Origin of the sequence: Ensifer sp. MJa1 (assembly GCF_037026475.1) — a bacterium.
Lineage (GTDB): Bacteria > Pseudomonadota > Alphaproteobacteria > Rhizobiales > Rhizobiaceae > Ensifer.
Genome location: NZ_JAKUMO010000008.1, coordinates 150,906 through 176,592, shown reverse-complemented (window position 1 = coordinate 176,592; position 25,687 = coordinate 150,906). Strand labels below are relative to the sequence as shown.

The 25,687-nt window shown below is 62.7% G+C and carries 17 protein-coding genes; 10 read left to right on the top strand and 7 right to left on the bottom strand.

Going from position 1 to position 25,687, the window contains the following annotated elements:
- Positions 1-14 precede the first annotated feature (14 nt).
- The 4 genes from htpX to purH all read left to right on the top strand — a co-directional run bounded on the left by htpX (position 15) and on the right by purH (position 6,024).
- Positions 15-974 (top strand): zinc metalloprotease HtpX, encoded by a 960-nt coding sequence (gene htpX / locus MKZ91_RS13575; protein ID WP_336171384.1) that lies wholly within the window; start codon positions 15-17, stop codon positions 972-974.
- Positions 974-2,383, top strand: a complete 1,410-nt coding sequence (locus MKZ91_RS13570; RefSeq protein WP_336171383.1) for an RsmB/NOP family class I SAM-dependent RNA methyltransferase — start codon at positions 974-976, stop codon at positions 2,381-2,383. Before htpX ends, MKZ91_RS13570 begins: the two co-directional genes overlap by 1 nt.
- Before the next feature lie 190 nt (positions 2,384-2,573).
- The gene (locus tag MKZ91_RS13565; RefSeq protein ID WP_336171382.1) at positions 2,574-4,274 is read left to right on the top strand and encodes a heparinase II/III family protein; all 1,701 of its coding nucleotides are present in this window, start codon (positions 2,574-2,576) and stop codon (positions 4,272-4,274) included.
- A gap of 139 nt (positions 4,275-4,413) precedes the next feature.
- The gene (gene purH, locus MKZ91_RS13560) at positions 4,414-6,024 is read left to right on the top strand and encodes a bifunctional phosphoribosylaminoimidazolecarboxamide formyltransferase/IMP cyclohydrolase (protein WP_336171381.1); all 1,611 of its coding nucleotides are present in this window, start codon (positions 4,414-4,416) and stop codon (positions 6,022-6,024) included.
- A gap of 54 nt (positions 6,025-6,078) precedes the next feature.
- Here the strand turns inward: purH and MKZ91_RS13555 are convergent, their stop codons facing one another.
- The gene (locus tag MKZ91_RS13555) at positions 6,079-7,506 is read right to left on the bottom strand and encodes an MFS transporter (protein ID WP_336171380.1); all 1,428 of its coding nucleotides are present in this window, start codon (positions 7,504-7,506) and stop codon (positions 6,079-6,081) included.
- A 159-nt stretch (positions 7,507-7,665) separates the two neighbouring features.
- Positions 7,666-12,459: an NAD-glutamate dehydrogenase gene (locus MKZ91_RS13550; protein ID WP_336171379.1), complete on the bottom strand. Its 4,794-nt coding sequence runs from the start codon at positions 12,457-12,459 to the stop codon at positions 7,666-7,668.
- 284 nt (positions 12,460-12,743) lie between these two features.
- On the opposite strand from MKZ91_RS13550, the gene pdxY reads away from it, so the two are divergent.
- The gene (gene pdxY, locus MKZ91_RS13545) at positions 12,744-13,625 is read left to right on the top strand and encodes a pyridoxal kinase PdxY (protein ID WP_336171378.1); all 882 of its coding nucleotides are present in this window, start codon (positions 12,744-12,746) and stop codon (positions 13,623-13,625) included.
- A gap of 129 nt (positions 13,626-13,754) precedes the next feature.
- Positions 13,755-14,408, top strand: coding sequence for a carbonic anhydrase (locus MKZ91_RS13540; RefSeq protein ID WP_336171377.1), 654 nt, complete (start codon positions 13,755-13,757; stop codon positions 14,406-14,408).
- Positions 14,409-14,498: 90 nt separating this feature from the next.
- Here the strand turns inward: MKZ91_RS13540 and MKZ91_RS13535 are convergent, their stop codons facing one another.
- Positions 14,499-15,320 (bottom strand): lytic murein transglycosylase, encoded by an 822-nt coding sequence (locus tag MKZ91_RS13535; RefSeq protein WP_336171376.1) that lies wholly within the window; start codon positions 15,318-15,320, stop codon positions 14,499-14,501.
- Between the two features lie 197 nt (positions 15,321-15,517).
- Positions 15,518-16,552: an aspartate-semialdehyde dehydrogenase gene (locus tag MKZ91_RS13530; protein WP_336171375.1), complete on the bottom strand. Its 1,035-nt coding sequence runs from the start codon at positions 16,550-16,552 to the stop codon at positions 15,518-15,520.
- A 493-nt stretch (positions 16,553-17,045) separates the two neighbouring features.
- Between MKZ91_RS13530 and MKZ91_RS13525 the strand changes: the two genes are divergently transcribed.
- Positions 17,046-18,935 (top strand): MFS transporter, encoded by a 1,890-nt coding sequence (locus MKZ91_RS13525; protein WP_336171374.1) that lies wholly within the window; start codon positions 17,046-17,048, stop codon positions 18,933-18,935.
- A gap of 115 nt (positions 18,936-19,050) precedes the next feature.
- On the opposite strand, the gene MKZ91_RS13520 is transcribed toward MKZ91_RS13525, so the two are convergent.
- Together MKZ91_RS13520 and leuB are read right to left on the bottom strand one after the other, a co-directional pair.
- A complete protein-coding gene (locus MKZ91_RS13520) occupies positions 19,051-19,740 on the bottom strand; it encodes a phosphatase PAP2 family protein (protein ID WP_336171373.1) in 690 nt (229 codons plus the stop codon).
- 189 nt (positions 19,741-19,929) lie between these two features.
- Positions 19,930-21,042, bottom strand: coding sequence for a 3-isopropylmalate dehydrogenase (leuB, locus tag MKZ91_RS13515; RefSeq protein WP_336171372.1), 1,113 nt, complete (start codon positions 21,040-21,042; stop codon positions 19,930-19,932).
- Between the two features lie 197 nt (positions 21,043-21,239).
- Between leuB and MKZ91_RS13510 the strand changes: the two genes are divergently transcribed.
- The 3 genes from MKZ91_RS13510 to MKZ91_RS13500 all read left to right on the top strand — a co-directional run bounded on the left by MKZ91_RS13510 (position 21,240) and on the right by MKZ91_RS13500 (position 24,229).
- Positions 21,240-21,371 (top strand): hypothetical protein, encoded by a 132-nt coding sequence (locus MKZ91_RS13510; RefSeq protein ID WP_336171371.1) that lies wholly within the window; start codon positions 21,240-21,242, stop codon positions 21,369-21,371.
- A gap of 47 nt (positions 21,372-21,418) precedes the next feature.
- Positions 21,419-22,060 (top strand): LysE family translocator, encoded by a 642-nt coding sequence (locus MKZ91_RS13505; RefSeq protein WP_336171370.1) that lies wholly within the window; start codon positions 21,419-21,421, stop codon positions 22,058-22,060.
- 105 nt (positions 22,061-22,165) lie between these two features.
- Positions 22,166-24,229, top strand: a complete 2,064-nt coding sequence (locus MKZ91_RS13500) for a M3 family metallopeptidase (RefSeq protein WP_336171369.1) — start codon at positions 22,166-22,168, stop codon at positions 24,227-24,229.
- A gap of 65 nt (positions 24,230-24,294) precedes the next feature.
- Here MKZ91_RS13500 and MKZ91_RS13495 read toward each other — a convergent pair whose 3' ends face one another.
- Complete coding sequence (locus MKZ91_RS13495; protein ID WP_336171368.1) at positions 24,295-25,467, bottom strand: dihydrodipicolinate synthase family protein; 1,173 nt, start codon at positions 25,465-25,467, stop codon at positions 24,295-24,297.
- Between the last annotated feature and the right edge of the window lie 220 nt (positions 25,468-25,687).

Here is a 25,687-nt window from a genome sequence, read left to right as displayed (position 1 = left end):
CCGGAGCCTCTCTGATGAACCTTGTTCGCACCGCCATGCTGCTTGCAGTCATGACCGCCCTGTTCATGGCCGTCGGTTTCGCCATCGGCGGGCGCGGCGGCATGATGGTCGCCTTCATCATGGCGGCGGGCATGAATTTCTTTTCCTACTGGAATTCCGACAAGATGGTGCTGCGCATGTATCGCGCGCAGGAGGTCGATGAACGCAGCGCACCGGAATATTATGGCATTGTGCGCGACCTCGCCCAGAATGCCGGCCTGCCGATGCCGCGCGTCTATGTGATCGACAGCCCGCAGCCGAACGCCTTTGCGACGGGCCGCAATCCGGAGAACGCCGCTGTCGCTGCCTCCACCGGTCTGCTGCATGCGCTCAACTACGATGAAGTCGCCGGCGTCATGGCGCACGAGCTCGCCCATATCCAAAACCGCGACACGCTGACGATGACCTTGACGGCAACGCTTGCCGGCGCGATCTCGATGCTCGGCAACTTTGCCTTCTTCTTCAGCGGCAACCGTGAAAACAACAATCCGCTCGGTTTCATCGGCACGCTGGTTGCCATGATCGTCGCACCGATGGCAGCGATGCTGGTGCAGATGGCGATCAGCCGCACGCGGGAATATTCCGCCGACCGCCGTGGCGCGGATATTTGCGGCAAGCCGCTGGCGCTTGCCTCTGCGCTGCAGAAAATTGCCGGAGCGGCGCATCAGATCCACAATGACGACGCCGAGCGCAATCCGGCAACGGCGCATATGTTCATCATCAATCCGCTCTCGGGCGAGCGCATGGACAACCTGTTTTCGACCCATCCGAACACGGAAAACCGGATTGCCGCCTTGCAGCAGATGGCGGGCGAGATGTCTCAAGTCTCGACGCCGCCGGTTCGTGCTGATAATCCGGTGCGCAAATCGCGCTCCGTGCCTTCCACCGGCTGGGGTCGCGGTGGTTCCGAACCGCCCAAAGGTCCCTGGTCCTGATGTCAGCAGATAACAAGAACGATTCACGCCCGAAACCATCGCCGCATAAGGGTGGCGCGAAGTCCAAGAAGCCCGCGGCCGCGCCGCGTGGCCCGGAAAAGCCTGGCATGAAGGCGCGCCAGGCGGCCGCCAAGATCCTCGCCGCCGTCGTTGACCGCAGGACATCGCTTGATGGCATGCTCGACCACGAACACGGCAATCCGGCCTATCGCGAGCTCAGCGAAGCTGACCGCGCGCTGGTGCGGGCGATCCTGAACTCGGCGCTTCGACACCTGCCGCGCATCCAGGCTGCGATCAATTCCCTGCTGCAGACGCCGCTGCCGGAAGGCGCGCGGGCACTCGAACACGTTCTTGCCGTCGCGGCAGCGCAGGTCCTCTACCTCGACGTGCCCGACCACTCCGCGGTCGACATCGCTGTCGAGCAGGCGCAGGCCGATCCGCGCAATCGCCGTTTTGCCAACCTGGTGAACGCCGTCCTGCGACGCCTGTCGCGCGAAAAAGATGCCATCCTGGAAAGCACGCGCCAGGTTCCGGCGATGCCGACCTGGTTCTTCGAGCGGCTGGAGGCTCACTACGGTGCGGCCGAGGCGGAGAAGATCGCCGAGGCGCAGCTGACACCAGCTGCGATCGATCTCTCGGTCAAATCGGATCCCGCCCTCTGGGCCGAGCGACTGGGCGGCACGGTGTTGGCGACCGGCTCGGTCCGCCTCGGCGATTTCTCAGGCTCCATCCCTTCCTTAGCCGGATTCGATGATGGCGCGTGGTGGGTGCAGGATGCGGCAGCTTCGCTGCCGGCGCGGCTTTTCGGCGATCTCAAGGGCAAACGGATTGTTGATCTTTGTGCTGCCCCCGGTGGCAAGACCGCCCAGCTCATACTCGCCGGTGCTGCGGTCACTGCACTCGACCAGTCCGGCAGCCGCCTGCGCCGGCTGAAGGGTAACCTCAAGCGCCTCGGCCTCGAGGCCGAGACGAAGGAAGTCAACATGGCGGACTTCCAGCCGGAAAGCCTGTTCGATGCAGCGCTGCTCGACGCGCCCTGCTCGTCCACTGGCACGACCCGACGCCACCCGGATGTGCTTTGGACCAAGGGTCCGGAGGACATCGAAAAGCTCGCTGATCTGCAGGAGCGCCTGCTTCGCCATGCGCTGACCGTGGTCAAGCCCGGCGGCACGGTGGTTTTTTCGAACTGCTCGCTTGATCCGCGTGAAGGGGAAGAAGTCGTCGCCCGGGTTATTGGTGCCGGCGATCACTATGAGCGGGTGTCGATCTCGGCCGCAGACTGGCCTGGTCTCGAGAACGCGATCACGCCGCTCGGCGAGATGCGGACCACACCGGCGATGTTGGCGCTTGATCCGCCCTTTGCGAGCGGGCTCGATGGCTTTTACGCGGCGGTGATTCGCCGCAAATAGCCAAAAAAGCGGATTTGAACGGATCAAGACAGGGATCAAAGCCCTGTTTTGTCGCGTCATTTGACGCTTTCGAGCCGGGGGCCTATCAAAGATGGTAGGATTGATAAAAGTTTAACGGTCTCTCTGGCACCATGCGGCGGCTGGCGCGGGACCATCGCCCGTTCAGCCGTTGTGAGCGGTCGTGCCAGTAATGAGGAAACCGGCAGCGTTGATTTCCGGCAGGCGAAGGCTTTCTTACCTGTATGTTCGTGAAGGCTGGCGCCGCGTATCGCGCCGGCTATCGATCGGGCGCGTCTCCACGCTGCGTTTTGCCGGCAAGACACCCAACCGCCTGATCGTCGCGCCGACCGATCTGAGAGCCGTCGATCCCTTCGTTGCCGAAGAGATTCTCGCCGGACGCTTCCCACTGGCGGGTCGCGTGCTCGACACGGAAGGCGAATCGCCGTTCGAAATCGACCTGCCATCGCACGAATTCGCCGTTCGCCTGCATTCGTTCGGCTGGTTGAGGCACTTGCGCGCCATTCGAGAGGACGCGGGTTTCGTCCGTCTGCGGCAGATCGTTGACGACTGGATCAGCACCCATGGCCGCGACCTTGGGGGCCTCGCCTGGGACGCTGACATCATCGCCCAGCGCATCATCGCCTGGCTCTCCCATTCGCCTGTCGTCCTGCGCAATGCGGAGCATGGGTTCTATCGGCGGTTCCTGAAGAGCCTCGCGCTTCAGATCCGCTATCTGCGCCATATCGCTGAGACGGTGCGCGACGGCGAGGCGAAATTACGGGTGCGGCTCGCGCTCGCCATGGCTTCGGTCTCCATGCCCGCCTCCCCAAGCGCGATCCGGAAGGCGTCGCGTCATCTCGATTTCGAACTGGATCGCCAAATCCTGCCGGACGGCAGCCATTTCTCGCGCAATCCCCGCGCGGCGCTCGAATTGCTGCTGGATCTGCTGCCGCTCAGGCAGACCTATGTCAATCTCGGCCACGATGTGCCGTCGCGCCTCATCCCTTGCATTGACCGGATGTATCCGGCGCTGCGGTTTTTCCGGCACCAGAGCGGGGAACTGGCGCTGTTCAATGGCGCGACCTCGGTTCTGGCGCACGAACTCGCCTCGGTCCTGCGCTATGACGAGACTGCCGGCGAACCGTTCCGCTCGCTGCCGCACGCCCATTACGAGCGGCTGGCGATGGAAAACACGGTTGTCATCATGGATACCGGCAAGCCGCTCTCCGTCGATCTTTCGCGCAGCGCCCATGCCGGATGCCTTTCCTTTGAAATGTCGTCCGGAAAGACGCGCTTCGTCGTCAATTCGGGCGCGCCGAAATTTGCCGGCGATCGCTTCCGCCAGATGGCGCGCATGACGGCCGCCCATTCGACCGTGACCGTCAACGACACCTCGTCGTCACGGTTTTCGCAGTCGCGCTTCCTCGGTCCGATCATGACCAGCGGCGTGTCGAAGGTGACGGTCACGCGCAAGGACGATCCCGGAGGGCCGGAAACGGTGACGGCGAGCCATGATGGCTATCTCGCCGCCTTCGGGCTGATCCACGAGCGCGACATCGGCGTTCTGAACGGCGGGCGCATCATCCGCGGCCGCGATCGGCTGGCGAAGGCCGACGGCAGCGATCCGGAGCCGGGCAGCGAAGCGATCGCGGTGGCACGCTTCCACATTCACCCCGCAGTCGGCATTCGCCAGAACAGTGCGCGCGAGATCTTTCTGACTGCACCGGACGGCGAGATCTGGCTCTTTGCCTGCCAGGATGGCGAACTCGCCGTCGAAGAGGACATCTTCTTTGCCGATGCCTCCGGCATCCGCACCTCGTCACAACTGACCGTGACCTTTGCGCTTGCCAAACAGCCCGAGATCCAGTGGACCTTCTCGCGCACGAACTGAAGCTCTCGTCCAAACTGAGCCTTATTTTAGCGCTGCCGGCTTACCGAGGTTTCTTCGCCCGGCAAGCTATGCTAACGGGCAGCCATCCCAATCGCCGGACCTTCTCCCGGGCCTCCGGCGCCGCCAAAGGAGCATGGTGATGGCTGTCGCCTCCAAGAAAATCCCCGCCCCGAACGAGGTACCGGTTCGCACCGCCCTCCTCTCCGTCTCCGACAAGACGGGCGTCGTCGAGCTGGCGCGCGCGCTGAATGAAAAGGGCGTTCGGCTCGTTTCAACCGGCGGCACGCACAAGGCCCTCTCTGAAGCCGGCTTGCCGGTGAGCGACGTGTCCGAACTGACGGGCTTCCCCGAAGTCATGGACGGGCGCGTAAAGACCCTGCATCCGGGCGTTCACGGCGGCCTGCTGGCGATCCGTGACGATGCCGACCATGTGGCGGCCATGACAGCACACGGCATCACCGCCATCGACCTTGCGATCATCAATCTGTACCCGTTCGAAGAGGTCCGCGCCCAGGGCGGGGACTATCCGACCACGGTCGAAAATATCGATATTGGTGGCCCGGCGATGATCCGCGCCTCGGCCAAGAACCACGCCTATGTCACCATCGTTACCGATCCGGCAGACTATCCGCTGCTGCTCGAAGAACTTGCGGCGGGCAAGACGACCTATGCCTTCCGCCAGAAGATGGCGGCCAAGGCCTATGCACGCACCGCTGCCTACGATGCCGCGATCTCCAACTGGTTTGCCGAGGCGCTCGATACGCCGATGCCGCGCCACCGCGTTATCGGCGGCGTGCTGAAGGAAGAAATGCGCTATGGCGAGAACCCGCACCAGAAGGCCGGCTTCTACCTGACCGGCGAGAACCGTCCGGGCGTCGCCACGGCAACTCTGCTGCAGGGAAAGCAGCTCTCCTACAACAACATCAACGACACGGACGCGGCCTTTGAGCTCGTCGCCGAGTTCCTGCCGGAGAAGGCCCCGGCCTGCGCGATCATCAAGCACGCCAATCCGTGCGGCGTTGCGACAGCGCCGACGCTTGCCGAAGCCTATCGCCGGGCGCTGGCCTGTGATTCCACCTCTGCCTTCGGCGGCATCATTGCGCTCAACCAGGAGCTCGATGCCGAAACCGCAGAAGAAATCGTCAAGCTCTTCACCGAGGTCATCATTGCGCCTTCGGTCAGCGATGCGGCCAAGGCGGTCATTGCCCGCAAGCCGAACCTGCGCCTGCTTTCGACCGGCGGCCTGCCGGACCCGCGCATTCCCGGCCTTGCCGCCAAGACCGTTTCCGGTGGTCTCCTAGTGCAGACACGCGACAACGGCATGGTCGAAGATCTCGAGCTCAAGGTCGTGACCAAGCGCGCGCCGACGGCCCAGGAACTTGAAGACATGAAGTTCGCCTTCAAGGTGGCCAAGCACGTCAAGTCGAACGCGATCGTCTATGCCAATGACGGTCAGACCGCCGGTATCGGCGCCGGCCAGATGAGCCGCGTCGATTCCGCCCGTATCGCCGCGATCAAGGCCGAGGAAGCCGCCAAGGCGCTGGGTCTTGCAACGCCGCTCACCAAGGGCTCTGCCGTCGCCTCCGAAGCCTTCCTGCCGTTTGCCGATGGCCTGCTGTCAGCAATTGCTGCCGGCGCCACCGCCGTCATCCAGCCCGGCGGCTCGATGCGCGACGAAGAGGTGATTGCGGCTGCTGACCAGCATGGCGTTGCCATGGTCTTCACCGGCATGCGCCACTTCCGCCACTAGGATTACTGGGGACAGGCGCCTTCTGCCCGTCCCCATTAGGCTATCCGCCGATCGTCAGAAGCCGTCGCGTCCAAAGGGTGCGGCGGCTTTCTTGCGTCCGTCGTCGGCCGGATAGGGCGTGCGCAGCAGGATCATGAGGCCAACGACCAGGAAGGCGATGAGCGCCATCATGCCGATACGAGCGGAGCCGGTGGCGAGCGTGATGGTGGCGACGGATGCCGGGGCCAGGAACGATGTGGCGCGTCCGGAAAGCGCATAGAGGCCGAAATAGCGTCCGGCCTCGTCCAGGCTGACGCTGCGGGCGAGATAGGAGCGCGACGAGGCCTGCACAGGGCCGAAGGCGATGCCGACCAAGAGGCCGTAAAGAATATAGGCCTTTTCGGCCGCCGTGCCGAACAGGGCGCCGGAATCTGCGGTCGACAAGGGCATCAGGCCGAAGAGCGTGAAGCCCGGGCCGGTCGAGACGATGCCGATCGTCGCCACCGTCAGGCAGACCAGACTGGTGGTGACGATCGTCTTGGAGCCAAGGTGGGCATCAAGCCAGCTTGCGCAAAGGCAGCCGCCAATCGCGACGATGTTGAGGATGATGCCGTAGATGCCAAGCTCAAGCGTCTGCCACGAAAACATCGCCGCCGCGAAGGTACCGCCCAGCGCCAGGAGGCCGTTGACGCCGTCCTGGAAGATCATCCGTGCGACGAGGAAGCGAAGAATGCCCGACCGCTCCTTGAGCTCGACGAGTGTTCCCTTGAGTTCCCGAAGGCCGGTGACGGTCGCCTTGCCGAGCGACATCGTCGCCCTGGTCGCGTCGGGCGTGAACAGGAACATCGGCAGGATGAAGGCCAGGTACCAGATGGCGGAGATCGGTCCGGTGATGCGCGCATCCTCCCCCTTGGCTGGATCCAGCCCGAACAGGGGGTCGATGCCGGCTGCCGTCTTGCCGTCTTCGGGACTACCGGCAAGCAGGGCGACGACAGCAATCAGCACGATCATGCCGCCGAGGTAGCCGAGCCCCCAGGCGATGTTGGAAATCCGACCGACGTCCTTTTCCGGAACAAGACGTGGCATCATCGAATCGTTGAAGACGATCGAGAACTCGGCCGCGACCGTCGCAAGGATCATGAAGATTGCCGGATAGAGGATCGGCGAGCCGGGGGCCGCGAACCAGAGCATAGCCAGCGATACGATCTTGATGACGGCGAAGAAAGCGATCCAGGGCTTACGTGGGCCGGTGGCGTCGGCGATCGAACCGAGCACGGGCGAAAGCACCGCGATGATGATGCCGGAAACGGTGAGCGTATAGCCCCACATCGCCTGACCGAGTGCATGGTCTTCCGTCAGCCGCGAGACGAAATAGGGCCCGAAGATGAAGGTGGTGATGACCGTGAAGAACGGTTGGGCCGCCCAGTCGAACATCATCCAGCCGGCGATGCCCGCGCGAGACGCGCGGGGGTGTGCTTCAGTCCTCTCGGTCGAAATCTGCAAGGTCCTCTCCCCGAAAACGACTGCGCCGCGCGTCCCCTCGAACGCGCGGCGCAGCCTATCTTCAATCCGGGCGATTCCAAAAGGTTTAGAGCTGGATGCGGGCGAAAAAAACTGCCCGCATTTCTGCTCATCCCTTAGACCGACCCCAAAGGGCCAGGATCACTTCGCCCTTCCGCGTGCCAGGTCGTTGAGGAGACCGGCGGCAACCGTGATCTTGGCAAGCGTGGTTTCGCCCTTCTCGGTCAACAGCCTCAGCTGACCCGTGGCCTGCGTCACGCGCTCGCGCTCGTTCTCTTCCCAGGCGGCAACCGGATTGCGCTCCTTCTTCTGCTCGCGCAGTGCCGCTGCGGTGATATCCCGCCTTGCGGCGGCGATATCGGATATGGCACGCGACAGCGCCATCGCCTCGAACTGCTCGGTTGCCGGTACACGGTCGGAGGCTGCCAGAAGGCGGGTAATCCGAAGTGTGTCGGTGACGGCGAAGTAGCCCTGCGCCGTCCGGCTCAGCGTCTCGCCGGTCTCCGCGGCAATCTGCATGATCTCCGGCACCAGCGTCATCAACGCCAGCTCCGAGATTTCCTCGGCGAGCTTGGCCGGCACGCCGCCCTCGACGAAGGCTGCCGTCTTCAAGCGTGCTTCCTCGGCGCTTTCGCCGGAGACGGCAGTGCGCATCGTGCCACGCAGCTTCTGCAGGCCGTCGCGTAAGCGCGATACGGCTTCCGAGACGGAGCCGGTCGCCGCATGGGTGCGAAGTGCCCGCTCGGTGACGAGCGTGAAGATGCGGCCGACTTCCTGGTAGAGGATGTTCTGCAGGCCGCCGCCGATCTTGTTGTCGAGCGCGTCGATCTCGTCATAGATGCGCGGCAGGTCGAAGCCGTCCAGCGCCAGCACCGCCGCCTTGACCACATCGGCCGACAGGTAGCCGGTGGCATCCGTCAAGGTGGAGACGAAGGCCGGACCGCCACGGTTGATGACTTCGTTGGCGAGGATCGTCGCGATGATTTCGCGGCGCAGGCGATGGCCGTGAATATCGCCGGCATAGGACTTGCGCATCTTGGCCGGGAAGTAACGCTCAAGCGTTGCCGTAAAGTACGGATCGTCAGGCAGCTCGCTCGCAATCAGCTCATCGAAGAGAACGAGCTTGGAGTAGGAGAGCAGCACGCCGATCTCGGCACGGGTCAGCGGCTTGCCCGCCTGGTAGCGCTCGGTCATCACCTGATCGGTCGGCAATGTCTCGACCTTGCGGTTGAGAAGGCCGTCGGCCTCGAGCCGGGTCATGAGCCGGCCAAGCGTCGTGCGGTTGCCGAGGCCCTGCATGGCGGTCAGCGAGATCGCCAGCGATTGCTCGTAGTTGTTGCGCAGCACGAGATGGCCGACTTCCTCGGTCATCGAGGCAAGCAGCGTGTTGCGCTTCGGCCGGGTCAGGCGTCCATCGCGCATGGCGGAGGCCAGCGCGATCTTGATGTTGACCTCGACGTCGGAAGAGTTGACGCCGGCGGAGTTGTCGATTGCGTCCGAGTTGCAGCGGCCGCCGTTGAGGCCGAAGCCGATACGACCCTTCTGGGTGACGCCAAGGTTGGCGCCTTCGCCGATCACACGAGCGCGGACTTCTTCCGCCGTCACGCGGATGGCATCATTGGCACGGTCGCCGACTTCCGCATCCGTCTCGTTGCTGCCGCGGATGTAAGTGCCGATACCGCCGAACCACAGCAGGTCGACCTGGCTCTTCAAGATCGCATTCATGATCTCGAAGGGCGTTGCCTTCGGCTTGTCGAGGCCGATCGCGGCCATCGCCTCAGGCGTGAGCGTCACCGACTTCTCGGCGCGCGAAATAATCATCGCGCCTTCCGAGAGCGTCTTGCGGTCGTAGTCCTGCCAGCTGGAGCGCGGCAGTGCGAACATGCGCTTGCGCTCCGCGAAGGAGGCATCGATATCCGGATTCGGATCGATGATGATGTCGCGATGGTCGAACGCAGCGATCAGGCGGATCTTTTCCGACAGCAGCATGCCGTTGCCGAAGACGTCGCCCGACATGTCGCCGACACCGGCGACGGTGAAGGGCGTCGTCTGGATGTCGATGTCCATCTCGCGGAAGTGCCGCTTGACGGTTTCCCAGGCGCCGCGAGCGGTAATGCCCATCTTCTTGTGGTCGTAACCGGCCGATCCACCAGATGCAAAGGCGTCGTCGAGCCAGAAGCCCGCTTCCTGCGCCAGGCCGTTGGCGGTGTCGGAGAAGGTCGCCGTCCCCTTGTCGGCGGCAACGACGAAATATGGATCGTCGCCGTCGTGGCGAAGCGTGTCGGCCGGCGGTACGACGTCCTGGCCGACGATATTGTCGGTGACCGAAAGGAGGGTGCGGATGAAGGTCTTATAGGCCTCGGTACCCGCCTTGAAGACCTCATCACGGGTGCCATTCAGGGGAAGCTGCTTCGGATAGAAGCCGCCCTTGGCGCCAACGGGCACGATGACGGCGTTCTTGACCTGCTGTGCCTTGACCAGGCCGAGCACTTCCGTGCGGTAGTCCTGGGCGCGGTCGGACCAGCGCAGGCCGCCGCGGGCAACCTTGCCGAAGCGCAGGTGCACACCCTCGACCTCGGTGCCGTAGACGAAAATTTCGCGGAACGGCCGCGGTTCCGGCAGGCCGTCTAGCGCTTTCGGGTCAAGCTTGAAGGCGAGAACCGCACGCGGCTTGCCGTCTGCGTCGTGCTGGAAGTAATTGGTGCGAAGCGTCGCTTCGATCGCGTTGACGTAGCGGCGCAGGATCCGGTCTTCGTCGAGGCTCGGAACCGCCGAAAGCGCGTCCTCGATCGAGGCGAGCAGTGCGTTGCATTTCTTGGCGCGCGGCTTTTCCTCGAGCTTCGGATCCATGCGGGTCACGAACAGCTTGAAGATATCGGCGGCAATCGCCGGATACTTGTTCAGCGTGTCGGCAATATAGCCCTGGGAATAGGTGATGCCGGCCTGGCGCAGATAGCGGGAATAGGCGCGCAGCACCGTAACTTCGCGGGCATTGAGGCCGGCAAGCAGGATCAGCCGGTTGAAGTTGTCGTCCTCGATCGTGCCGTTCCAGGCGGCAAGGAAGGCTTCTTCCAGCGCCGGGCCGCTCTTGTCGAGGTTCAGTGCCAGGCCATCACGGTGGATCAACTCCATGTCGTGCAGCACGACCTTGCGCTTCTCTTCGCCATGGGCGTTGACGCCGATGTCGTAGGTCTGCTCGCTGATCACCCGGAAGCCGAGGTTTTCGAGCAGCGGCACGCGGCGCGACAGCGATACGGGCTCGCCGGCGTGGAAGATCTTGAGCTCGGCTGTGTCCTGGCGGGCGACGGCGCGCGGATAGTTGTAGAAAGAGATCCGGATCGGATCCTGTCCCCGGCAGGCGGCGATATCCGCGAGATCCGCATAGGCTTCCGCCGGCGTGAAGAACGACTGGTAGGCATTGTCGACATCGAGTTCGATGCCGTCCTTGCGGGCAAGCAGGTCGAACCGGTCGATCCAGCGGGTGACGATGCCGCGAACCGCTTCTTCGAGCTTGGCTTGCGGAATGCGCGGCGTCTTTCCGGTCGAACGGCCGATGATGAAGTGAACGCGGGCGAGGCCGCCTTCCGGGAAGGCCGGATAGTAGGCGGACACGCGGCCGTCATAGACGGTCTTCAGATAGTCGCCGATCTTTTCGCGAACGTCGGAATCGTACTGTTCGCGCGGCACGAAGACGATGACCGAGACGAAGCGGTCGAAGTGGTCGATGCGCGGCAGCACGCGGATGCGCGGCCGGTCGCCGAGTTCGTTGATCTGTTCGCAGAAGGCGGCAAGCAGACCAACATCGATCTGGAAGAGGTCGTCGCGCGGATAGGATTCCAGCGTGTTGTCCAGCATCTTGCCGGAATGGCTCTGCGGGTCGTAGCCGAAGTGGTCAACGATCTTCTCGATCTTATGGCGTAGAAGCGGAATCTCGGCCGCCTGGCGCGTGTAGGCCGAGGATGTGAACAGGCCGACGATGCGCAGTTCGCCTGCAACATTGCCTTCGGCATCGAAGCGCTTGACGCCGATATAGTCCATGTAGGCGCGGCGGTGCACCACCGACTTCACGTTGGCCTTGGTGACGATCAGGAAGTCCGGGCTTTCGAGGAAGGCGAGGATTTCCGGCGTGGTCAGCACCGCATCCTTGCCCTGGCGCAGGACGCGCACGTCGGGATTGGACAGGATGCCAAGACCCCTGCCCTTGCCGCGCTCGACGCTCGCCTTTCCGCCCTTGCCGGAATAGGTATACTCGCGCATGCCGAGGAAGGTGAAATTGTTGTCGCGCAGCCAGCGAAGGAAGGCGAGCGCCTCGTCGCGGTCGCTCTTCTTGCGTGAGGCGTTGTAGGATTCGAGCTCCTGCATCGCATGGTCGAGCAGCGTCGTCATCGCCGGCCAGTCATGGACGGCCTGGTGCACCTGCTCCAGCACGTCGCGAATGCGGTTGCTGAGCTGCTCGGCTTCGACGGGTGCCAGTTTGGTCAGGTGGATCTGAATGTGGCTGACGCGGTGGGCGGGATCGCTCGGCTCCTCGGGATCGAAGAGTTTGGCGGGCTTTCCAGGCTCCTGCACCAGGATCGGGTGGATCGCCAGATGAATGTCGCGGTGCGTGCTGGTGATTTCCCCCATGACCGAATCGTAGAGGAACGGCATGTTGTGTTCGGTGACGGCGATGACCGAAACCTCGGTGCCGCCGGGTGCGATGCCGGCGACGGTTTCCACCGAGACCTGCGGCTTGCCGCCGTTCCAGCGCGCCAGTTCGTGCCGTGCATGGGCTGCGGTCAGTGCCAGCATGTCCGCCGAATAGAGGTCGAGGTCGTCGTTGCTGGCCCCGCCGAAGAGGATTTCCGGCGCCAGCGCGTCGACGCCCAGTTTGATGGCGGCCGCCTTCGCTGCGTCGATGTGTCTGTCCCGCTTCGGATTGTATTTCACGCCCATGAAGTCTCTCCCACTCATGCTAGGCCAAACCCTATCAGAACCATGGCTAATGGCGACCGCTTTTTACGCTGATTTCGGCAAAATCGAGCCGAAAATTGGAGAATTTCACGCGAAAACAGCTTAAATCCATTTAAATCGAAGGCAATTTCGCGAAAATTGCTCGAAAATCGATTTAAAAGCACGAAAACGCCAGCGGCTTCGACGGATCCCATTTGCCATCGCCTGTTGACAGCGCGGTGACAGTCGGTGATCAGAGTTCTAAGATCGAAGGATTGGACTGGTCGATGCCCGAAATGCCCTCCCTGCCCGGCGCCGTCATCGTCATCTCAAGCCATGTCGTGCGCGGCAAGGTCGGCAATCGGGCCGTGGTGTTTGCGCTTGAGACGCTCGGGCGTCCGGTCTGGGCGCTGCCGACCGTCATTCTGCCCTGGCATCCCGGTCATGGTCGTTCGACGCGCATCGCAATCGCCGACGCGGATTTCCAATCGGTTATCGACGATCTCGCTGCCGCGCCCTGGGCGGGCGAGGTGCGCGCCGTGCTTTCCGGCTATCTCGGTTCGCCCGGGCAAGCCGATGGCGTTGCCCGCTTGGTCACAGCGCTGCGCGCGAGAAATCCCGACCTGATCTACGCCTGCGACCCGGTGATCGGCGATGCCGGTGGTCTTTACGTGCCGGAGGCGACGGCAAACGCTATTCGCGACCGCCTGCTGCCGCTCGCCAATCTGGCAACGCCGAACCGCTTCGAGCTTGCATGGCTTGCGGGCGCGACACTTGATACGAACACGGCGATCCTGGATGCCGCACTCGGCCTCGGGCCGGCAAGGGTGCTGGTGACTTCGGCCGTGCCGATGATGAGCGGCGGCACGGGCAACCTCTTTCTTTCCGGCAACCATGCGCTGCTCGCCGAGCATCGACTGGTCGAGAACCCTCCGAATGGCACGGGGGACCTTCTGGCGGCGGTGTTTCTCGCGCGGCTTCTTGAAGGTCTTTCAGAAGAACGCGCCTTGCAAATGGCAACCGCGAGCGTGTTTGAAATCATCGCCCGCAGCGTCAAGCGCGGTGCCGATGAGCTGACAATCGAGCAGGACGCTTCAAGCCTGTCGACGCCGATGGCAATGGTTCAGATGCGACGCCTCGTGCATCCGAGCCAGATGCGCCGGAAATAGAAGAAGCTGTTCATGGGCGCCGGCCCCGTGGCAGCGTGGATTGAACTTTAGGTCATGATGATCTTCATGGCGTGGGCGTGATGCGGGCGGAAATCCGATCATCCCGCTCAAGGCACAGCGGAGTAACCGATGGACAAGCAGCAGCAGCGTTTTCCCGACTACCTTCTGAACGGCTACAACAATTTCATGCACGGCCGCTTCAGCGAGCAGCAGAAGCGTTACAAGGCGCTGGCAGAATCCGGCCAGAAGCCAAAGACCATGGTGATCGCCTGTTGTGATTCGCGGGCAGCGCCGGAAACCATCTTCGATAGCGGCCCGGGCGAACTCTTCGTCGTGCGCAACGTTGCCAATCTGATGCCGCCCTACGAGCCGGATGGCCACTATCACTCGACATCGGCGGCGCTGGAGTTTGCCGTGCAGTCCCTGCGCGTCAGCGACATCGTCGTCATGGGCCATGGCCGCTGCGGCGGTATCAAGGCGGCGCTCGATCCGGATGCCGAACCCTTGTCGCCGGGCGATTTCATCGGGCGCTGGATGCACCTCCTGAAGCCCGCCGCCGAACAGATCCAGAGCAATGACGTCATGACGCAGGCGGAGCGCCAGCGGGCGCTCGAGCGGGTGTCGATCCGCAATTCGCTTGCCAACCTCAGGACCTTCCCGTGTGTCCAGATCCTCGAGGCCAAGGGCAAGCTCAATCTGCATGGTGCCTGGTTCGACATCTCGACCGGCGAGCTCTGGGTGATGGATCCGGTGACCGGCGACTTTGCCCGTCCCGGCATGTAGGCAACAAAAAGCCCGGATCAAACGAGCCGGGCTTTCTCAATGTTGTTTCAACGCGGTGTCGCGCCCCTCAAAGACGCGGCACGGGCTCTCTCAGAGCCCGTCGATCTCGGCGCCGATGATGGCGATCGCCTGCTGGTAGACGCTTGCTGCGTTCCAGCCCTGGATCGCGCCGAAGTTCGCCTGGCCGGGCTGATAGCCGGCACCCGGCTGCCAGCCATGGCCACGCAGGAAGTTCGCGGTGGACGCGAGCGCGTCGGCCTTGGAGCGAACCATGTCGATATGGCCATTGCCGTCGCCATCGACCCCGAACTTCAAGACGTTTGCCGGAAGGAACTGCGTCTGGCCGATTTCGCCGTGGGCAGCACCGCGCGCATCGGGGCTCAGATCGCCGCGCTGGACGAGCTGCAGGGCGGCGTAGAGCTGGTTGGTGAAATAGTCGGAACGGCGGCAGTCGTAGGCAAGCGTCGAAACGGCCGAAAGCGTGTGCTCCTTGCCCATGAAACCGCCGAAGCCTGTTTCCATGCCCCAGATGGCGATCAGCGGGCCGGCCGGTACGCCGAAGCGGCGTTCGATGCTGTCGAAGAGTGCAGCGTTCTGCTGCTTCATCTTCTTTCCGCGGGAAATGATCGCCTGGCCGCCGCGCTTCTGCATGAACTGGTTGAGCGACAGCTTGAAGCTCTTCTGGCCGCGGTCGGCACGGATCGTCGCCTTGTTGTAAGAGACGCCGGACAGGGCGCGGTCGAGCACGGCCGGGCTGATGCCGTTGCCGGGGGCCTGCTGCTTGAAGTTAGCAACCCAAGCGGCAAAGCCGCTGCCATCATTGCCGCATTGGGCGGCCGACGCCGCTGCCGGAAAAGCCACGGTTGAAATCAGGGCCGCAAGCCCCACCGCTACGCACTTTGCCCTGTGCATGAAATACCCCGTCATAGCCCGAATCTCGTTTCTCTCTAAAAAATGCCAGCGTTCGCCGGTTGTGTCACCTGCCGCCGGGCGGCGGTAACCTATTCGTGGTTTCACGTGAATCCGGGACGAGAAGCGCCCGGCGCCCGTGAAACAGGAAACCCGCCAGGCCGGCCCGGCGGGATCCATGCATTCTCTTGCCCGTTCGATCAGGCTGCCTGCTTGCGCGGCTTGATCAGGCCGCGGTTGACGAGCAGCTCGGCGATCTGAATCGCGTTCAGTGCGGCACCCTTGCGCAGGTTGTCGGAGACGACCCACAGGTTGAGGCCGTTTTCGACGGTTGCGTCTTCGCGGATGCGCGAGATGTAGGTCGCGTCTTCGCCGGCGCATTCGTAAGGCGTGACGTAGCCGCCGTTCTCGTGCTTGTCGACGACGAGGCAACCCGGTGCCTCGCGCAGGATGTCGCGCGCTTCGTCAGCGGTGATCTCGTTTTCGAACTCGATGTTGACCGATTCCGAATGGCCGATGAAGACAGGAACGCGCACGGCGGTGCAGGTGACCTTGATCTTCGGGTCGAGCATCTTCTTGGTCTCGGCCAGAACCTTCCACTCTTCCTTGGTGTAGCCGTCTTCCATGAACACGTCGATGTGCGGGATGACGTTGAAGGCGATGCGCTTGGTAAACTTCTTCGATTCGATCGGATCGGCAACGAAGACCGCGCGGGTCTGGTTGAACAGTTCGTCCATGCCGTCCTTGCCGGCGCCGGAAACCGACTGGTAGGTCGAGACGACGACGCGCTTGATCTTGGCGTGGTCGTGCAGTGGCTTCAGCGCGACGACCAGCTGGGCGGTCGAGCAATTCGGGTTGGCGATGATGTTCTTCTTGGTGAACTGCGCGATCGCGTCCGGGTTCACTTCCGGAACGATCAGCGGCACTTCGGCGTCGTAGCGCCAGGCCGAGGAGTTGTCGATGACGACGCAACCCTGCTGGCCGATCTTCGGCGAGTACTTGAGCGAAACCGCGCCGCCGGCCGACATCAGGCAGATGTCCGTGTCGGAGAAATCGTAGGTTTCGAGGTTGGAGACCTTCAGCGTCTTGTCGCCGTAGGAGACTTCGGTGCCAATCGAGCGCGACGAGGCGAGCGCCACGACTTCATCAGCGGGGAAACCGCGCTCCGAAAGGATATTCAGCATCTCCCGGCCGACATTGCCGGTAGCGCCTGCGACTGCAATCTTGAAACCCATGATCTAAGCTCTCTTTCTGTCTCTCCTCGTCGGGTGGAGGGGGAACCGCGCGAATTGCCGCGAAGGTTCCTGTCCCCGGCCATACCGGGGAGAGAGCGGTGGCCAGAGACGTCAGACGGTTTTCGTCGTCGTTTTGGCCGTTGTTTTGCAAGCGAACGAAAAATCGCAATCCCGCCCCGCGGCAAGTGCCGGCAGGATCATGGTTGCAATGGCTGGACCGATCGGTCGCATGGTGATTTCCTCGTTCGAAGCTGCTCTTACGCGGTTTTGAAGAAGAGTCAAGACACGGCGGCGCTGGAATACCCTGGCATGCGACCATGCGCGGTCGATCGCCGCATTAGACGAAAGTCATAAGCCGAAAGCATCTCTGCCTGCCGTGACACTTTTCTGACATCCTCATCTCAGGCGCACCACGCCCGGACGTTCTAGGGAGGAATGCCGGGCCAGCCAATGGGCGCTCCAATAGGCTGTTTTGGAGTGGAGGATAAGCAAAATGGCAAATGTCGCGACAGCGGACGACGCAAAAACGCGTCCGATGACCGGCGAGGAGAAGAAGGTCATCTTCGCCTCGTCGCTTGGTACCGTGTTTGAATGGTACGATTTCTATCTTTACGGTTCGCTCGCCGTCTATATCGGCGCAACCTTCTTCAGTTCCTATCCGGAAACGACGCGCAACATCTTCGCGCTGCTGGCGTTTGCCGCCGGCTTCCTCGTCCGCCCATTCGGCGCGCTGGTTTTCGGTCGCCTCGGTGACCTCGTCGGCCGCAAGTACACCTTCCTCGTTACGATTCTGATCATGGGTCTGTCGACCTTCCTGGTCGGCATCCTGCCCGGCGCTGCCTCGATCGGCATCGCCGCTCCGATCCTGCTCATCGTGCTGCGCATGCTGCAGGGCCTGGCGCTCGGCGGTGAATATGGCGGTGCCGCGACCTACGTGGCCGAGCACGCGCCGAACGGTCGTCGTGGTTACTTCACCTCGTGGATCCAGACCACGGCAACGCTTGGTCTGTTCCTGTCTCTGATGGTGATCCTGCTCGTGCAGTTCGCCCTCGGCAAGGAAGCCTTCGCCGCCTGGGGCTGGCGCATTCCGTTCCTGCTGTCCTGCGTCCTGCTCGGCATCTCCGTCTGGATCCGCCTGAAAATGAACGAATCGCCCGCCTTCAAAAAGATGAAGGAAGAGGGCAAGACCTCCAAGGCGCCGCTGTCGGAAGCTTTCGGCCAGTGGCGGAATGCCAAGATCGCCCTGCTCGCCCTCTTCGGCGCCGTGGTTGGTCAGGCCGTCGTCTGGTATTCCGGTCAGTTCTACGCGCTGTTCTTCCTGACCGGCGTGCTCAAGGTGGATGCGCAGTCGGCCAACATCATGGTTGCCGTCTCGCTCATTCTCGGCACCGGCTTCTTCGTGTTCTTCGGCTGGCTGTCCGACAAGATCGGCCGCAAGCCGATCATCATGGCCGGCCTGCTGCTTGCGATGCTCACCTACTTCCCGCTGTTCAAGGCGCTGACCTGGGCCGGTAACCCGGCACTCGCTCAGGCCCAGTCCACGGTTCGTGCAACGGTGACTGCGGCCCCCGGTGACTGCAAATTCCAGTTCAACCCGACGGGCACCGCGAAATTCACGACCTCGTGCGATATCGCTACTGCGTTCCTCACTAGGAACTCGGTGCCCTATGATGTCGTAACCACGGCTGCTGCGGGCACCGCGGCGACGGTCAAGGTCGGCGAAACCACGATCAATAGCTATGACGCGATCGCCGCCGGCGATGGTGCCAAGGCTGCCAATGCCGCCTTCGAAAAGCAGACCAACACGGCTCTCCACAATGCCGGCTATCCGCTGGTTCGTGGTGCGGCAAAGGTTCCGGAATCCAAGCTTGACGGCTTCGTAGCCGCCAATCCGGAACTGGCGCTTGATGCCGCTGCCGTTCGCGGCGGGGAAAAGGCCATGGTTCCGGCCGAGAAGCTGGTCGCCGACAAGCTGCTGACCAAGGATGAAGTGGGCGCTGCCACCGAAATGGCCGTCTACACGATCGCCGGCGGCGGTACATACGCGATGGTCGCGGATCCGGCCAACGTCAACTGGACGACGATCATTGCCGTACTCACCGTGCTCGTCATCTATGTGACGATGGTCTACGGCCCGATCGCAGCACTGCTGGTTGAACTCTTCCCGACCCGCATCCGCTACACCGGCATGTCGCTGCCCTATCACATCGGTAACGGCTGGTTCGGTGGTCTGCTGCCAGCAACGGCCTTCGCAATGAGCGCTGCCCAGGGCGATATCTACTACGGCCTGTGGTACCCGATCGTCTTTGCAGGCATCACGCTGGTGATTGGCCTCCTGTTCCTGCCGGAAACGAAGGATCGTGACATCCACGCGATGGACTAACATTTGAAGTGGTGCGGTTCCGGGAAATCACCGACGTTTTCCCGGAGCCGATCGAATTCTTCCCCGAGCTATCACGGCTCTCCTGACTCCGGCGCGGCCTTCCGCGCCGGCTTTTTTATGCGCCCGGACCGCTGCGTCCGACCAATGGCCAACCGCCCGGGCCCAGATGGAACACCCGACCGTATTTGGCGAAGACAAACGCCATCATAACCGACGTCCAGAGGCCGAGCAGAAGCCCCGCGGCAACATCGCTCGGATAGTGTGCACCGACGATGACGCGGGAAACGCCGATCATCAGCGCCAGGACAAGAAACAGCGGCCCGAGCCTCGGCAACAGCATGGCGAAGACGCCGAAGAAGGCGCCGGCCGCGGTCGAATGGCCGGAGGGGAAACTCGCATAGAGATCCGCGTTGGTGAACGGCGTCAGGCTGTAGGCCCCGAGTTCAGCGAAAAGCTCCGGCCGGGCCCGACCAAAGAGAAACTTCAGCGTATGGACCAGCGCACTTGCGGTGCCGATCGTCAGGAGGAAATAGGCAGCCAGATCACGGGCTGTGATCGCCTTGCGTTGAAGTGGTTCCAGGATCGCGGCACGGCGCAGGACGAAGGCGGCTGCGAGGATTGCAGCGGAAAGGTAGATCATCCAGCCGAAGGTGCCGAAGTCCGTGATCAATCTGTTGAAACTGACAATGCTGTCCGGCAGGCCTTGAGCCCTTTGCGACAGGAACGGGTCCAGCGGGATAAGGGCGAACACAAGGACGATTGTCGTCAATACAATCCATCCGGTGGCCGCAAGGGGGCGGTTCATGAATCTCCGTCCTGCCGCTCGTGAAATGTGCGGCAATCGTTGCTCTTTTCCTGCGGCCTTTGCCGCTTTCTCCCCGATGTGTCGGTTCTTCCGGCAAATTCAAGGTCACCCAAGGCAAAACACCTCCGGATGTGCTCCGGAGGTGTTTTTTTCGCATCAGCTTGAGACCGTGCGCGGATCGTCTGCCGATCAGGCCGACAGCGCCTTGAACTCGGCAAGGATGGCGTCGCCCATCTCCGTGGTGCCGACCTTCCTGGCCCCCTCGGCCATGATGTCGCCGGTGCGGATGCCCTTATCGAGCACGTTGGCGATCGCCTTTTCCAGATTGTCGGCTTCCTTCACGAGATTGAAGGAATAGCGCAGGCACATGGCAAAGGAGGCGATCATCGCGATCGGGTTGGCGATGCCCTTGCCGGCAATATCAGGCGCCGAGCCATGCACCGGCTCATAGAGCGCCTTGCGCTTGCCGGTGACACCATCAGGTGCGCCGAGCGAGGCCGACGGCAACATGCCGAGCGAACCGGTGAGCATGGCGGCCACATCCGACAGCATGTCGCCGAACAGGTTGTCGGTGACGATCACGTCGAACTGCTTGGGCTGGCGCACCAACTGCATGCCGCCGGCGTCGGCCAGCATGTGCTCGAGCTGAACGTCGGAATACTTCGCCTTGTGCGTCTCGGTCACCACCTGGTTCCACAAGACGCCCGACTTCATGACGTTGCGCTTTTCCATCGAGCAGACGCGGTTCTGCCTTGTGCGGGCCAGCTCGAAGGCGACGCCTGAGATGCGCTCGATCTCGTAGGTGTCATAGACCTGGGTGTCGATGCCGCGCTTCTGGCCGTTGCCGAGATCGATGATCTCCTTCGGTTCGCCGAAATAGACGCCGCCGGTCAGTTCACGCACGATCAGGATGTCGAGGCCTTCGACCAGTTCGGGCTTGAGCGACGAGGCGGCCGCCAGCGCCGGGTAGCAGATCGCCGGACGCAGATTGGCGAAGAGCTCGAGATCCTTGCGCAGGCGCAAGAGGCCGGCTTCCGGGCGGACCTCGTAAGGCACCGCATCCCACTTCGGACCGCCGACGGCGCCAAACAGCACCGCGTCGGCGGCAAGCGCCTTTGCCATGTCCTCTTCCGAGATCGCCTGGCCATGGGCGTCATAGGCCGAGCCACCGACCAGGCCCTCGTCGGTCACGAAGCCGGCACCAAGCTCGGCATTCATGTAGGCGATGATCTTGCGGACTTCCGCCATGGCTTCCGGGCCGATGCCGTCGCCGGGCAGAAGGAAGAGGTTGCGCGCAGTCATGGATAGTCCTTCTCGCGGGGGGAAAACTCGGCGGCGTTCTAGCGCAACTTCGTATCGAGGGAAATCGGCCAAACGAAAGATTTGTGCGCGCTCGCGAGCGAAACGTTCCCCACGGAACAGCCGCTCTGCCGCGGGAGTGCCATGTTCTTTTGAAAGTCGCGCACCTGCCCGGCCATCGACCCTTCGAGGAGAAGATCATGTACAATTTCGTCCACGCCGTCGCCGTACATATCCGCGACACGACCAAGAACTTAACCTTTGCTGGCACGTGGCGTGGCAAGCGTTCACCCGCGTCGTCCTATAGCTGGCTTAGCTTTCCTCTTGACTGAATCGGTGCCTCCGGATCGAATGGGGGAACACAACCCAAGGATCCGCCATGTCCGAGACGCTGCTGATCGGAGCTTTCCTCGCCGCTCTTTCCTATACGCTCATTCCCGGCCCTGCTTTCTTGGCGTTGCTCGGTATCGGCGCTGGCCAGGGACGTAAGGCAGGCGCCCTCTTCATGGGCGGGCATCTCGCCGGCGATATACTGTGGTCGGCCCTGGCATTGGTCGCCATCGTCGGGGCGCGCTCGGTCGGAACGACGATTTTCGATATTCTCGGGCTCTTCTGCGGCGTCTATCTCGGCTGGATCGGCTGGACGGCGCTTCGGGCCCGGCCGGCGGGTGAGAACCGGGCGCTGATGACGGTCGAGCGCCCCTTGCGGCGCGGGCTGATCTTCGGGCTCACCAATCCCAAGGGCTATCCGGTGGCGCTCGCCACCTTCACGGCGCTGCTTGCCGGCTCCGCTAACGCGCTGGAGTTCGACGCGCTGCCGGCGCTGCTTGCCGTCTCGCTCGTCGGTTTTCTCGTCGCCGACCTGATCCTGATCGTCGTCATCGGCGCTTCGGTCGTGCGGCGTTTCTATCGCCGCCACGAACTGGCGATCGTCCGGCTTTCCGGCCTGCTGTTCATCGGTTTTGCGGTCCAGGCCGTCTGGCACGCCGCTCCCGGCCTCCTTGGCCTGCGCAAGCCTTGACGGCAGACCTGCGGGCAACCACCTCCATTTCCGCCGTTTCCTCGCTTTTAGGTTAGCGGCGCCCCTCCCCGGCTCCGGGCCGGATCGCATGCGAAAGGATTTTCGATGACCACCAGCACACCGCTCAACCCCGCGCTCACGTCATGGACCGGCCACGAGGGTCTGCCTCGCTTCGACCTCGTGAAGGACGAGGATTTTGCTCCGACTTTCGAAGCGGCATTCCGCGAGCATGAGGCGGAGATCGATGCGATTGCCGGCGACCCGGCTGCGCCGACCTTTGAGAACACCGTCATCGCCCTGGAAATCGCGGGCGACGGTCTTTCGCGGGTCTCTTCGATCTTCTGGAACAAGGCCGGCGCCGACACCAACGAGACGATCCAGGCGCTCGAGCGCGATATCGCGCCGAAGATGTCGCGGCATTATTCCAAGATCGGCATGAATGCGGCGCTGTTCAAGCGCATCGACACGCTGTGGGAAGGACGGGACGCGCTTGGCCTCGATCTCGAAGCCACCCGCGTTCTCGAGCGGCACTGGAAAGGCTTTGTCAAATCCGGCGCCAAGCTTGAGAGGCCCGAGCAGGAGCGGCTTGCTGCCATCAACGAGACGCTCGCGGGCATCGGGGCAAAATTCGGCCAGAACGTGCTTGCCGACGAGAAGAACTGGGTGCTGTTCCTGGAAACCGAGGAACAGTTGGCCGGGCTGCCGGATTTCCTGCGCGACGCTATGGCGGCCGTGGCTGGGGATCGCGGCGAGAAGGGCAAATACGCCGTCACTCTGTCGCGCTCGATCATCGAGCCGTTCCTCACCTTCTCGGACAATCGCGAGCTCCGCGAACAGGCGTTCCGCGCCTGGATTGCGCGTGGTGAAAACGGAGGCGATACCGACAACCGCGGACTGATTGCCGAAATGCTGGCGCTGCGGGCCGAAAAGGCAAAGCTGCTCGGCTATGAAAACTTCGCGGCACTGAAGCTCGACGACACCATGGCAAAGACGCCAGATGCCGTGAACGGTCTCTTGATGCAGGTCTGGGAGAAGGCTGTTGCCCGCGCCCGTGAGGAAGAAGCCGAGCTTGCCCGCGTCGTTGCCGCTGAAGGCCGCAACCATGACGTCATGCCCTGGGACTGGCGCCACTACGCCGAAAAGCTCAGGGCCGAGAAATTCAGCTTCTCCGAAAGCGAACTGAAGCCTTATCTGCAGCTTGAAAAGATCATCGGTGCCTGCTTCGACGTCGCCAAGCGCCTGTTCGGTATCACCGCTACCGAAAAGAAGGGTGCCGCCGGCTATCACCCCGATGTGCGGGTGTTCGAGATCAAGGACGCCTCCGGCAAACTGGTGGCGCTCTTCCTCGGCGACTATTTCGCCCGGTCGTCGAAGCGCTCCGGCGCTTGGATGAGTTCGTTCCAGTCGCAGCACCGGCTGAAACTGAAGAACGGCGCCGTCGGCGAACTACCGATCATCTACAATGTCTGCAATTTCGCCAAACCCGCCGAGGGCAAGCCGGCGCTTCTCTCGCTGGACGACGCCCGCACGCTGTTCCATGAGTTCGGGCACGCGTTGCATGGCATGCTATCCAACGTCACCTATCCATCGGTTTCGGGCACCGGCGTGTCGCGTGACTTCGTCGAGCTGCCGTCGCAGCTTTACGAGCACTGGCTGACGGTGCCGGACATTCTCAAGCGCTACGCGGTGCACTACCAGACCGGCGAACCGATGCCGCAGGCGCTGCTCGACAAGGTGCTTTCGGCCCGGACCTTCAATTCCGGCTTCGCCACTGTCGAGTTCACCTCCTCAGCGCTGGTCGACATGGCCTACCATACGGCGAAAACCGTCCCGGAGCCGATGGCGCTGGAGGCGAAGAAGCTCGATGAGATCGGCATGCCGAAATCCATCGTCATGCGCCACCGCAGCCCGCATTTCCTGCATGTCTTCTCGGGCGATGGCTACTCGGCGGGCTACTATTCCTACATGTGGTCCGAGGTGCTCGACGCCGACGCGTTCGCCGCCTTCGAGGAAACCGGCAACGCCTTTGATCCGGCAATGGCCGCACGCCTCAAGGATCACATCTATTCGGTCGGCGGTTCGGTCGATCCGGAAGATGCCTACAAGGCCTTCCGCGGCAAGCTGCCGAGCCCGGACGCGATGCTGGCGAAGAAGGGACTGGCGGCTTGAGGGCCGCCTTCCGACTGGTCTAGGACAATAAAAAAACGGCGCCCGGTTCGGGTGCCGTTCTGAATTCAGGCGTCTTGCTCGACGCCTAACGTTGATAGCAGGCTTTTCATCCGTACGGTTGCCAGTTCCGGCCGATCGAGAACATCGGCACCGTCGGCGAGCCGGAAGATATCGGCATAGTGCAGCACGCCGCGGGCGGACTGCATGCCGGCCGGCATGGTGAAATGGCGCTGGTGGCCGTTCAGCCAGGCGAGAAAGACGACGCCGGCCTTGTAGTACTGCGTCGGCGCTTCGAAGATCTTGCGCGACAAAGGCACGGTCGGCTCGATCACGCCGCGGAAGGTTGAAAGATCGTCCTTCGCGAGGGCTGCAAGCGCCTTGGAGGCGGAGGGTGCCACGGCATCGAAGATGCCGAGCAGCGCATGGCTGTATTTCCTGCTGTCGCCTTCGATCAGTTCAGCATAATTGAAGTCGTCGCCGGTGAAGCAGAGCACGCCTTCGGGCAGTCGATTGCGCAGCGCCACTTCCTTGGCGTTGTCGAGCAGCGAAATCTTGATGCCCTCGACCTTGTCGCGATTGGCCTCGATGATCGAAAGCACGGTATCGAGCGCCTGGTCGAAGTCTTCGGAGCCCCAATATCCCTTCAGTTGCGGGTCGAACATGTCGCCGAGCCAGTGCAGCACCACCTTGTGCTTTGTCTGACCAAGGATGCGCCCGTAGACATGTCGGTAGTCGTCGGCCGAACGGGCGACGCGGGCGAGCGCCCGGCTTGCCATCATGATCGCCCTGCCCCCCTCGCCCTCGACGAAGCCGACCTGCTCCTCATAGGCGGCAATCACGTCGTCGAGCGACCTTGTGTCAGCCGGCGCCAGATGGTCGGTGCCGGCGCCGCAGGCGAGATCGGCGCCCGGGACCCGGCGTGCTTCGGCAAGCGAGCGGCGGATCAGTTGCTGCGCGCCTGGCCAGGCAAGGCCCATGCCGCGCTGGGCAGTGTCCATCGCCTCGGCGATCTTGAAGCCCAGGCTCCAGAGGTGATGGCGAAACGCCATCGTCGCCTCCCAGTCGATTGCCGGATTGCCCCAGGGATCGAGATCTCTCAGCGGATCGGAGACCACATGGGCGGCAGCATAGGCGATGCGGCTGAACGTCGGCGGCGTCTGCGGCCGTTCGATCGGCGTTCCCGTCAGGCGGTAGTGTTCGAGCGAACCGTCTTGGCGCGGCAGCGTCAGGCTTGTCATCGAGGTCTATCTCCTCCGCAGAAGTTTGTCTTGGAATACTTTGGATCGTTCCAAATGGCAAGCGGCAATCTTTTTCGGATGTCGGCATTCACCTCCGCGACGATGGCGAAACAGCAATAATATTGTTATTTTCCATGATATTAATTCACGGAGGCCAGAACTTTTTCGGCGAGTAAACGGCAGCGATCTATGGCATGTCGAACCGCAAGTCCAGAAAAAG